The sequence below is a fragment of the Belnapia sp. AC561 genome, from assembly GCF_979252845.1.
This window is the reverse complement of the sequence record NZ_CEEDBP010000086.1, coordinates 1-5,379: the sequence shown is the minus strand read 5'-3', so window position 1 is coordinate 5,379 and position 5,379 is coordinate 1. Positions and strand designations below refer to the sequence as shown.

Genomic DNA, 5,379 nt, shown 5'->3' with positions numbered 1-5,379 from the left:
GTGGCGAGGCTGGTCACGCCTCATGGACATGATGCTCGGAGCCAACCTGATGCAGCCAAAATGTGGGTAACCGGAAGAAACAGCTGACGGTTACGGTGCCTGAGCTCCGCCCTGGCGACATCGTCGTGATGGACAACCTCGGCAGCCACAAGGGCGCAGGTGTCAGGGCTACTATCGAGGCCGCAGGCGCCAACCTGCTCTACCTCTTGCCCTACAGCCCCGACTTCAACCCAATCGAGCAGGCTTTCGCCAAGCTGAAGACCGCGCTCCGCACAGTGGCCGAGCGCAGCCTCAACGGGCTATGGGCTGCCATCGGCCGCATCATCGACACCCTCACCCCAACCGAGTGTGCCAACTACTTCGCCGCCGCCGACTATGGCGCGCAGACTGATAGGAAAACGCTTTAGCCGAAATGGTTGTGCAAACCATGGCGACGTTTAGCCAGCGCAGGAAAGGCTCCTGGTTGATGGATGCGATGGATGGTCTTACACTTCCGCAACATCGTCCCCGCTGATGCCAAGATAGGCTTTTTGCACCTCCGGGCTGCGCGCCAGTTCGTTGGCGGTGCCCTCAAGCACGGAATGCCCGGTCTGGATGACGTAGCCGCGATCGGCAATCTCGAGCGCCAGCTCCACCGATTGCTCGGCAATCAGCAGGGTCAGCCCTTCGTTGCGCAATACCTGTAGTTTCTCGTACATCATCTCGACGATCGCCGGCGCCAAGCCAAGCGACGGTTCATCCAGCAACAGCAAGCGAGGCGCGCTCATAAGTGCTCGGCCAACCGCCAGCATCTGCCGCTCTCCGCCTGAAAGTGTGCCCGCAGCTTGGCGCCGCCGCTCCTTTAACTTCGGTAGGAAATTAAAGACGCGCTCCAGCAACTCAGCCTCCCGCCGCTGATTGCTCAATGGTGTGGCGCCCAACCGCAGATTCTGCTCGACCGTCTGGTTCGCAAAGAGCCGCCAACCTTCTGGGGCCAGCGCCAAGCCGCGGCGGACCACCGCATAGGCTGGCAGGCCGCCGATTGGGGTGCCCTCCCAAAGCACTTGACCGGCGCTCGGCCGCGCTAGACCGATGATCGCGTTCAGCACCGTGGTCTTACCCGCACCGTTCGAGCCGAGCAAAGCCACAACCTCACCTTTGCGGACCTCCAGCGAGACATTGGCAATGCCGATAAGATCGCCGTAGTGGACCTCAAGGTCGCGGACGCTCAGTAGCGGCGCGCTATCTGTCCCGCTCATGCCGCCGGCGCCTTTCGACTGAGACTGCGGCCGAGATAGGCCTCGATAACGCCGGGGTCTTGCACCACATCCCGCGGTGCGCCCGCAGCGATGACTTTGCCCTGGTTGAACACGACCGCGCGGTTGGTGAGCGACAGGATCACCTCCATCACATGTTCCACGATGACAAGGGTAATGCCGCGCGCATGAATACGCCGCACCAAGTCGATCGCGGTACGGACCTCGGTAGGCGTCAGCCCGGCAAGGGCTTCGTCGAGCAGTAGGATCTCCGGCTCGGTGGCCAAGGCGCGAGCAATTTCCAGCCGTTTGCGGGCCGGTGTACCAAGGCTGCCCGAGCGCGCATCAGCGATGCTACGCAGGTTGGTGAAGTCGATCACCTGTTCGGCCGCTGCCGCGGCATCTGCGCTACGCTTATGCTTTAGAAAGGCGCCGACCATGACGTTCTCGCGTACGCTCAGGTCATCGAACATCGCCGGCACCTGCCAGCTCCGCGCCAGGCCTAGCTTGGCGTGTTCCTCTGGCGAGGCGCGGGTCACGTCGTGGCCGCGCAGCCGGATAGTGCCGGACTTCGGTTGACGGTCTCCCGCCAAGCAATTGAAGAACGTGCTCTTACCGGCACCATTCGGCCCAATCAGGCCAATGATCTCGCCCTTGCGGATGTCCAGCGAAGCTCCGTCCACAGCGCGGAAATCACCGAAGGCGACGACGATGTCGCGCGCTTCGAGCAAGGGGGCGTTAGCCGACACGGCGCTGCCTCCAAGCTTGCAGCCGCGCAAAGATCTCCGCAAGGCCACCTGGGGCGAAGCGGCTGATCACCACGATGATGGCACCGTAGACGACATAGGTGATGCCGGTACCGCCTCCGCCGAAAAGAGCATTCGTTGTCTCCTCCAATGGCACCAAGATCGCTGCGCCAACCAGTGGGCCGAACAGCGTCCCGGCACCGCCGAGCGCCGTCGCGATAACCATCTTCACCGAGAACAAGATGCCGAACCCGCTATCCGGATCGACGAAGCCAACCATCGCCGCGTAAAGGGAGCCAGTCAGCGAGGTAAAGCCCGCCGAAACGAGAAGCGCGTACAGCTTATAGCGCTGCGCCGGCACGCCGAGACTGCGCGCCGCACGTTCCTGCCCGCGAATGGCACGCAAGTAGAAGCCCATCCGGGCCCGGCTCATCCAGGCGGTGAAGGCCAGCAGCACCGCCAACACCGCGCCGAAGATGTAGTAGTACGGTAGCGGGCTGATAAAGGAGAGGTCGAGCAGCGAGCGCGGCAGTGCCGGTCCCGAGACGCCAACGCCGCCACCAAGGTCCGGTGTATTGACGACGATGATTCGCGCCAACTCAGCCAGGGCGATGGTTGCCATCGAAAAGTAGTGCCCCTTTAGCCGCAGCGTCGGCGTGCCGACGATCACCGCAAGCAGCAGTGACAGCGCGATGCCGAAGGGAGCGCCCAGGATCGGCGCCCATTCGAACCATGTATAGCTCAGCAGGGAGGCATAGGCGCCGCAGCCGAAGAACAACACGTGGCCGATGGAAATCTGCCCGGCATAGCCGCCGACCAAGTTCCAGGCAGAGGCCGAAAGTGCTGCCAGCATAACCAGGGCGCCGACACGCTGGTAGAAAACATCCTCCACCACCAATGGCCAGGCCAGCAGTGCGGCCAGCAGCAGTCCGCCCAGGGCCCAGCGAGTCATCGGCGTGCTCATGCCTTGCCCAACAGGCCTTGAGGCCGGAACCAGAGCACCCCGAGAAACAGGCTGAATACCACCACATCCTTGAAAGCCGGGCCTATCCAGAACGAGGTCAGCGATTCGATGACGCCGATGGCGAGACCCGCGATCAGCGCCCCCGGCACGCTGCCGAAACCGCCGAGGCAAACTACGACGAAGGCAATCAATGCCAGGGATTCGCCGACAGTGGGTGAGATGTAGAAGAACAAGGCGATCAACGCACCGGCGACGCCGGTGCAGGCGGCGCCAAGGCCCCAGGCCAGAGCCTGCATCGGGTCTGGCCTGATGCCAACCAACATGGCTGCGCTGCGGTCCTCTGCCACCGCCAGCAATCGGCTGCCGAGCGTAGTGCGAGTCAACAACAGGTGCAACCCAATGGTTACCGTGAGTGCCGCCACACCGGCAACGACGCGGGATGGCTCAAGTCGCAACCCGGCCATCGTCACCACATCGCCCAGCAGGTTTTCGGGCAGCGAGACGAAGTTGGCGCTGAAGATCCAGAGCATAGCGTAGCGCAGCACTAAGGCGAGGCCGAAGGTGCCGAGGATCTGCGCAAGCATTGGCCCGCGCATGACGTGGCGGACCAAACCATAATAGGCCGTCACCCCCAGCAGGAACAGTACCATGGTAGCGACTGGTATGAAGACCTCTGGCCCTAGATGCAGCGAGGTGAAGAGAACGAAGGCGACATACATCGCTATCATGACGAAGTCGCCATGGGCGAAATTCACCACGTTCATCATGCCCCAGATCAGTGTGAGGCCGGAGGAGAACAGGGCATAGACGGCGCCGACCAGGACGCCGTTCAGCACGACTTGCGCAAGGATCATCGGCGCCGCTTATTCCCAACCCTTGTAGGGCAACTGCAACTGTGCCGTGGACGTCGCCGTCGGCCAGACCGAAACGTATTCCCGGCCGCGCAGCTGCACCAGCAACACGGAAGCCGAAGTGTTTTGTCCCTTCGTATCGAACTTCACTCCGTGATAGCCGATCATCAGCTGCTCGGCCGCAAGGTTGGTTTCGCGCAGCGCTTTCTGGATGGCGGCAGGCTCGGTGGAGCCGGCGCGATTGATGGCGTCGCAGGTCACTAGGAAGCCCTGCATGATGCGGGCAGTAGTGTCGTCCATTTCGCGGCCGGTGCGGGCCTTGTACAGCGCATTGACCTTGAAGGAATTGCTGCCGGGGCGGCTGGGATCAAAGGCGCTGCGGTTGATAAGCCCTTGTGCGATATCGCCCGCAGTCTGGACAAAATTATCGTCTGAGAAGCCAGAATTGTCGCCGATCATGATCGGCGGACGATAGCCCTGCGCCCGCATCGTCCGTGCGTAGAGAATGGCGTCCGAGGTGTAGCTGATGAAAATCGCCACATCCGGCTGCGCCTCCTTCAGCTGAAGCACCTGGGCCGAGACATCGGCGCTGTTTGCCGCATAGGGGATCTGCAATGCGATGGCGATGCCGCGCGCCTCGGCAGTCTTGCGGATGACCTCGGCGATGGAGGTGCCGTATTCGGTGTTCTCGTTGACGATGGCGACCTTTGAAACCCTGCGGCCGTTGACCTGCGCCGATTGCAGAAATTCAACATAGATTGCGGCGATGTCTGGGCCGATTGGGGTCGTGCGGAAGAACCAGCGGAAGCCGCGCTCGGTCAGGTTGGTGGCGACGGCCTCGCCAGTGACGTAGGGAATACCATGCCGCTCGGCGATGGCGCTGGCGGTCTGAACCAAGCCAGACTGGTAGCCGCTGGTCAGCGCCACCACGCGTTCCTGGGTGATGAGCCGTAGCGCCTGGTTCTGCGCGACCGAGGGACTGCCCTGTTGGTCGGCGATTACCACTTGCAGCGGCCGGCCACCGAGCGCGGGGAAGCCGGCAGTGGCCATAAGTGGCATGGCAGCGAGGTCGGGCTGCGGCGTGTTGATCAACTCGACCGCAAGATCAATGGCGGCCTTACCGGAATTGCCTGCCGAGGCCGCCACGCCGGTCAGCGGCAGCAGCGTACCCACTTTCACGGGCGCGCCCTGGGCCGCGGCGGGGCGGACGAGCAAAAGCGCCGGCAGAGCCAGCAGCGGGCGTCGGGTGATGGTCATGCGTTTCCCCATGCGTCGGGCGGTCATTGCCGCGGTCCGTTATCCAGAACCTAGCAGCCCTCGCCCATTTCGCAACTAAGCTAAGGCTGTCGCGCCATGGACCTTCCGCTCATGCGAAATCTACGGCAAACTCTAACCGCTGCCACGATGATTGGGCTCGGCGAACATGCTGGCTGACAGGACGCCAGTTCTGGACCCGACAGCAACTTCGGCCGCAGAGACATCAGCTTGCAGACCATTTGTAAGGTTCTAGAGCGGTTTCCAGCCTGACTGAATCGCTTGTGATCCCACGGGCTGCACGATGGTGATTCAGTTGCCCCTCGGCA

5 protein-coding genes and 1 pseudogene are annotated in these 5,379 nt (G+C 62.6%); 1 reads left to right on the top strand and 5 read right to left on the bottom strand.

What is annotated here, in order from left to right; genetic code table 11:
• Nucleotides 1–89: 89 nt before the first annotated feature.
• A pseudogene (locus AC0IW9_RS29960) lies at nucleotides 90–407 on the top strand (transposase); the annotation flags it as partial.
• A 78-nt stretch (nucleotides 408–485) separates the two neighbouring features.
• Here AC0IW9_RS29960 and AC0IW9_RS29955 read toward each other — a convergent pair.
• The 5 genes from AC0IW9_RS29955 to AC0IW9_RS29935 are packed head-to-tail and all read right to left on the bottom strand — an operon-like array spanning nucleotide 486 to nucleotide 5,053.
• A complete protein-coding gene (locus AC0IW9_RS29955) occupies nucleotides 486–1,238 on the bottom strand; it encodes an ABC transporter ATP-binding protein (RefSeq protein ID WP_471651958.1) in 753 nt (250 codons plus the stop codon).
• Nucleotides 1,235–1,966: an ABC transporter ATP-binding protein gene (locus tag AC0IW9_RS29950; protein ID WP_471651957.1), complete on the bottom strand. Its 732-nt coding sequence runs from the start codon at nucleotides 1,964–1,966 to the stop codon at nucleotides 1,235–1,237. Before AC0IW9_RS29950 ends, AC0IW9_RS29955 begins: the two co-directional genes overlap by 4 nt.
• A 7-nt stretch (nucleotides 1,967–1,973) precedes the next feature.
• The gene (locus AC0IW9_RS29945) at nucleotides 1,974–2,945 is read right to left on the bottom strand and encodes a branched-chain amino acid ABC transporter permease (protein ID WP_471651956.1); all 972 of its coding nucleotides are present in this window, start codon (nucleotides 2,943–2,945) and stop codon (nucleotides 1,974–1,976) included.
• Nucleotides 2,942–3,799: a branched-chain amino acid ABC transporter permease gene (locus tag AC0IW9_RS29940; protein WP_471651955.1), complete on the bottom strand. Its 858-nt coding sequence runs from the start codon at nucleotides 3,797–3,799 to the stop codon at nucleotides 2,942–2,944. The genes AC0IW9_RS29945 and AC0IW9_RS29940 overlap by 4 nt, the downstream gene beginning before the upstream one ends.
• Nucleotides 3,800–3,808: 9 nt before the next feature.
• A complete protein-coding gene (locus AC0IW9_RS29935) occupies nucleotides 3,809–5,053 on the bottom strand; it encodes an ABC transporter substrate-binding protein (RefSeq protein WP_471651954.1) in 1,245 nt (414 codons plus the stop codon).
• Between the last annotated feature and the right edge of the window lie 326 nt (nucleotides 5,054–5,379).

Coding starts and splice junctions, on each gene's coding strand:
- AC0IW9_RS29940 (WP_471651955.1), bottom strand. CDS start 3,799: ATGATCCTTGCGCAAGTCGTGCTGAACGGCGTCCTGGTCGGCGCCGTC.
- AC0IW9_RS29935 (WP_471651954.1), bottom strand. CDS start 5,053: ATGACCATCACCCGACGCCCGCTGCTGGCTCTGCCGGCGCTTTTGCTC.
- AC0IW9_RS29955 (WP_471651958.1), bottom strand. CDS start 1,238: ATGAGCGGGACAGATAGCGCGCCGCTACTGAGCGTCCGCGACCTTGAG.
- AC0IW9_RS29945 (WP_471651956.1), bottom strand. CDS start 2,945: ATGAGCACGCCGATGACTCGCTGGGCCCTGGGCGGACTGCTGCTGGCC.